The 5,071-nt window shown below is 69.9% G+C and carries 4 protein-coding genes; all 4 read right to left on the bottom strand.

Annotated features, from left to right (window positions below; translation table 11 throughout):
• Window positions 1-893 (bottom strand): TIM barrel protein (locus QZ753_RS08745; RefSeq protein WP_294642849.1); only part of this gene is annotated, 893 nt, incomplete at its 3' end.
• Between the two features lie 11 nt (window positions 894-904).
• Window positions 905-2,419: a glycerol-3-phosphate dehydrogenase gene (locus QZ753_RS08750; RefSeq protein ID WP_294642851.1), complete on the bottom strand. Its 1,515-nt coding sequence runs from the start codon at window positions 2,417-2,419 to the stop codon at window positions 905-907.
• A 4-nt stretch (window positions 2,420-2,423) separates the two neighbouring features.
• On the bottom strand, window positions 2,424-4,049 hold the full coding sequence (locus QZ753_RS08755; RefSeq protein ID WP_294642853.1) for an FGGY-family carbohydrate kinase: 1,626 nt from the start codon (window positions 4,047-4,049) through the stop codon (window positions 2,424-2,426).
• A gap of 42 nt (window positions 4,050-4,091) precedes the next feature.
• A complete protein-coding gene (locus QZ753_RS08760) occupies window positions 4,092-5,069 on the bottom strand; it encodes a sugar-binding transcriptional regulator (RefSeq protein ID WP_294642855.1) in 978 nt (325 codons plus the stop codon).
• Between the last annotated feature and the right edge of the window lie 2 nt (window positions 5,070-5,071).

A 5,071-nucleotide genomic window follows, 5' to 3' on the forward strand; every position in this document is an offset into this window, starting at 1 on the left:
GCCCAGAAGGCGACCGATTCGGCGATCTGTTCGATCACCTGCCGGTCGTTGGGCTCGCGCTCCTTGAACGACAGCTCGAGGCAGATCTCGTTGTCCTTCGCGCCCCCTTGCGCGAAGGCGGCGAGCAGCGGCTCGGGCTGGATGCGTCCGCGCGCGTTGAACTCGGCGGTGAACGGGCGGTGGCCGCCCTTGTCCATCAGGCTTTGCTTGATGTGGATGATCGGCGAGACCTTGGGCACAGCCCGGGCCCAGGCATAGGGGTCGAAATCGTCGGGGTTGGCGCTCGTCACGTCGCCGTGGTCGATGTCGGCCATCATCCACATGGGCACCGCCATATCAGCCGCCGTCAGCCGGTCCTGCAGCTTCATGCATTCGGCGATCGTCTCGCCGAACTCGCGCCCGATGCTCATCGGCTCCCAGAAGACGTAAGACAGCCCAGCCGCCTTGGCGTGCTCGGCGACCTCGGCCCAGCAGTCGACCGCGATCTGGATCAGCTCTTCGCGGCGCGCTGGATCGTCGAAGTCCCGGTAGGTGAAGATCGCGAACTGCGTGCCGACCGAGGTCCCGCCGAGATCGCCGGTGATGTCGGCGAAGGTCTTGAACCAGTCGACATAGTAGCGCCGCACGTCGCGGTCGGGATGGCCGAAATGGTTGAGCCGGCCGTAGGGCCCCGTCATGCCGCTCGTCACGCGCACGCCCGTGCGCTGGAGGGCCCGATCCATCTGCCGCGTCAGGCGACGGACCACGGGCGCCGGCCAGGACGGGTTGATGAACTCGTGCGTCAGCTGCAGGTCGCGGATCTTCAGGTCGCGTGCGACCGTGTCGATCAGGTCGTCGGTATCGGCGAAGCGGTTCACCAGCGGGTTGGTGTTCAGCGAGAGCGTCAAGGGCATGAAACGTTCCTTCAGGCGGCGCGGCGCAGCGCGGCGCTCTCGAACCATTCGGTGAATTCGGCGCGCTCGGCCGGCGTCATGTGGAGGCCCTCCTTCGTGCGGCGCCAGAGGATGTCCTGCGGCCGCTCAGCCCACTCGTGGGCGACGAGGTAGCGCACCTCGGCCTCGGTGAGGCGGCGACCGAAGCGGCGCCCGAGCCCCTCGACCGACGTCGCCGATCCGATGATCGTCTGCATCCGCGTGCCGTAGAGGCGGCCGAAGCGGTGGATCGTCTCGCGGCCCATCCAGGGATAGCGTGCGCGCATCTCCTCGCAGAACTGGATGAAGTCGGCGTCCGGAATGTCGCCGCCCGGCAGCGTGGCGTCGCCGGTCCAGGCCTTGCCCATCGCGGGGAAGAATTTTCCGATCTTTTCGATCGCGTGCTCGGCGAGCTCGCGGAAGGTGGTGATCTTGCCGCCGTAGATGTTGAGCATCGGGGCGCCGCCGTCCTCGTCGAGGTCGAACGAGTAGTCGCGCGTGACGGCCGACGGATTGCCCTTGCCGTCGTCGAAGAGCGGGCGCACGCCGGAGAAGGTCTCGAGCACGTCCTCGCGCCGCAGCTTCTCCTTGAAGTAGCGGTTCACCGCCGCCAAGAGATAGGCGATCTCGCTCTCGTCGGCCTTCACGTCCTCGGCGCGCCCCTCGTAGGCGATGTCGGTGGTGCCGATCAGCGCCTTGTCGCCTTCGTAGGGGTTGATGAAGATCACGCGCTTGTCGGTGTTCTGCACGAGATAGGCATGCTCGCCGCGCCAGAACTTCGGCACGATGATATGGCTGCCCTTCACGAGGCGCACGTTGCGCCGCGAGTTGCGGCCCGCGACGCGACCGACCATGTCGTTGACCCACGGGCCGGCGGCGTTGACGATGCAGCGGGCCCGCAGGCGGCGCGTCTCGCCGGTCGTCTCGTCGCGCAGCTCGACCGCCCAGACGTCGCCCTCGCGTCGGGCGCTCGTGCAAGCGGTGCGCGTCAGCACCTCGGCGCCCCGCTCGGCGGCATCCACGGCATTGAGGGTCACGAGCCGGGCGTCGTCCACCCAGCAGTCGGAATACTCGAAGCCCTTGGGGTATTTATCGAGGATCGGCGCGCCTTCCGGGTCGCGCAGCATGTCGAGCGTGCGCGTGCCCGGCAGCTTCTTGCGACCGCCGAGGTGATCGTAGAGGAAGAGGCCGAGGCGCACGAGCCAGGCCGGCCGGTCCTCCGGCGAATGGGGCAGGACGAAGCGCATCGGCCAGATGATGTGGCTGGCGGAGCGAAGCAACACCTCGCGCTCGATCAGCGCTTCGCGCACCAGACGGAACTCGTAGTATTCGAGATAGCGCAGGCCGCCGTGGACGAGCTTGCCGGAGCGCGACGACGTGCCCTCCGCCAGATCGTCCTTCTCGCACAGGACGACGGACAGGCCGCGCCCCGCCGCATCGCGCGCGATGCCGACCCCGTTGATGCCGCCACCGACCACCAGCACGTCGACCGTCTTCGTCTCGCTCATCGCGTCAGTTCCCTGTCTCTTGGCCGGCGGCGATCGCCAGTTCGGCGGGCTCGGCGCCCGCGTCGAGGCGAACGTCGCGCGAGCGCAGCGCCGCCATGTGGTTCCAGACCGGCGCGAGGCCCTGCCGCGCCGTGCGGTAGCCCTCGAAGACGCCGGCATAGCGCTCGGCGAGCCGGGCGTCTGGCGCCTCGGCCTGCCCGAGGAGCGGCGTCACCCAGGTCTCGATGCAGGCGTCCATGGTCGGAAAGGCCTTGATCGCGACGGCGGCCATCATCGCGGCGCCCGCCGCCCCCGCCTCGTCGCGCGAGGAGGTGCGCACGCTGGCGCCCGTGGTCGCGGCGAGGACCGAACGCAGCGCGCGCGAGCGCGCAGCCCCCCCGGTGAGGCGAAGCTCGCGCGGCATGTCGCCCATCGCGGCGTAGCAGTCGCGCGCGGCCATCGCGATGCCTTCCACCACGGCCCGCACGAGGTCGGGATAGCGGTGGCCGCTCGACAGGCCGATGAACCCGGCGCGAGCGTCTGGGTCGATGAAGGGGCCGCGCTCGCCGGCCGAGATATAGGGGTGGTAGAGGATCGCGCCCGGCTCGGAGCGGGCGAGCCAGCCCTCGATCCGGCCGACGAGGTCGGCCTTGGAGGGGCGATCGCCAAACTCGGCGACGAGATCGGCCGCGGTCCCGAGCACCCAGTCGATGTTGAGGGTCGCGGCCATGTTGGTCTGGACCTGCGTGACCACGCCGGGGATCGGCAGTGCGATGACGTAGCCCGTCCCTTCCGCATTGAGGAACACGTCGTCCGAGCGGACCGCGCGCATATGGACGCCGGTGGAGCCGACCGTCGAGCAGGCAACGCCCGGCTCGCGGGCGTAGACGCCGGCCCCGAGCGCCGTCATCACCATGTCGACATAGCCGAGCGAGACGGGCGTGCCTTCGAGAAGACCCGTCGCCTCGGCTGCCTCGCGCGTCAGCGGATGCGTCGTCATGGTGCCGTCGACGATCGGCGGAAGGAGATGGCGGCGGCCGGACAGGCCGAGCGCCTCGATCACCGTGTCGTCGTAGCGGCGGTTGCGGAAGTCGCCGAAGGTGAAGCTCGCCTCGGACGGATCGGTCGCGCGCACGCCGGTGAGGCAGAGATGCAGCCAGTCCTTGCAATGCAGCGCGACCTCGGCCTGCCCGATCAGGTCGGGATGGACGGTTGCCATGTGGGCGAGTTGCGCGCCCTGCTGGCATGTGTTGAGGCCGGTGCCGGTGCGCTCGAAGCGGGTGCGCTCGAGCGGTCCCTCCCAGAGACGGCGCACGGTCGGGGCCGACCGGGCGTCGAGCCAGAGCCAGGCGTCGCCGACGGGCCGGTTGCCGGCGCCGACAAGCCACGTCCCGTCGCCTTGGCCGGTGACCGAGACGGCCGCGGTGCGGCGCGCGAGGCCGTCGACCACCTGCCCGAGCTCGCGCAGCGCCTGCGCGCAATCCGCCCAGGTCCGCTCCATGGACTGGACGGCGGACCCGTCCGGCTCCTCGCGATAGGTGTTGACCACCGCCGCGGTGCCGAGCTGCCGGCCGGCAAGATCGAAGGCCACGGCCTTGATCACCGACGTGCCGGCATCGATCCCGATCAGGACGTCCGCCCCTTCAGCCATCGAGACCGCTCCAGCCATCTGCTCGCACCATCGCTTCCTCCCTCATCCGGCGATCCTTTCCCCCTGGTCGCGCATCAGTGCCCGCGCGGTGCGCTCGTCGGTGATCAGCCCCGTCAGGACGCCGCTGCGCAGGACCGCGCGGATCGCCGCGACCTTGCCCGGGCCGCCCGCGATCGCGACCGCCCGGCGGCCGCGAATGTCGTCGAGCGCCGGCGAGACGGTGCGCCCGCTGAGCGGCGTCTCGACCGGCGCGCCGTCCTCGTCGAGAAAGTGGCCGAGCATCTCGCCGACGCCGCCGCCGCGCCGAACCTCGTCGATTTCGTCGGGAAGGATCATGCCGGAGCCGACGAGCTGCGCGTCAAGCTGCGCCGTGCCGATGCCCATCAGCATCAGGTCGGCGCGGCAGGCGAGCCGAAAGATCTCGTCGACGCCGCGCTGCGACAGGAGGACGTCGAGGTCGGCGGGGGAATTGGCGACGAAGGGAATCGGCATGACATAGGCGAGCGCCCCGGTGCGCTCGGCCAGCCGATGGATGACGTCGTGCGGATTGGCCGCGAAGTTGCGCGTGAGGCCGCCCATCAGCGAAACGAAGCGCATGGCGCCGGACCCCGTCGGCGTCATCGCCGTCACGGCGGCGGCAAGCGTGCGGCCGAATCCAATGCCGAGCACCCCGCCCTCGGCCGATTCGATCTCGCGCTCCAGAAAACTCGCCCCGGCGCCGCCGAGCGCTCGCAGCGGCATGCCGTCCTCCTCGTGGAGATCCGGCACGACCTCGCAATGCGCAAGGTCGAACGCGTCGCGAATCGCATCCTCCAGCGCCACGCACTCGGCGACGCCGCCGACGACGGACACCTTCACCGCACCGTTCTGATAGGCCCAGGCGATCAGCCGGTGTGCCTTGGTGGAGGACACGCCGAGCTTCTGCGCCACCTCGCCCTGCGTCATTCCGGCTGCGTAATGAAGCCAGGCCGCGCGGATCGCAAGGCTTTCGTCGGAGTCGCGCTTGGTCGACGTGCGCACCG

It is taken from the genome of uncultured Aureimonas sp. (assembly GCF_913775355.1).
Classification (GTDB): domain Bacteria; phylum Pseudomonadota; class Alphaproteobacteria; order Rhizobiales; family Rhizobiaceae; genus Aureimonas.

What these genes read in the sequence shown, in the direction of transcription:
- QZ753_RS08750 (WP_294642851.1), bottom strand. Translation starts at nt 2,419, where the DNA reads ATGAGCGAGACGAAGACGGTCGACGTGCTGGTGGTCGGTGGCGGCATC.
- QZ753_RS08755 (WP_294642853.1), bottom strand. Translation starts at nt 4,049, where the DNA reads ATGGCTGAAGGGGCGGACGTCCTGATCGGGATCGATGCCGGCACGTCG.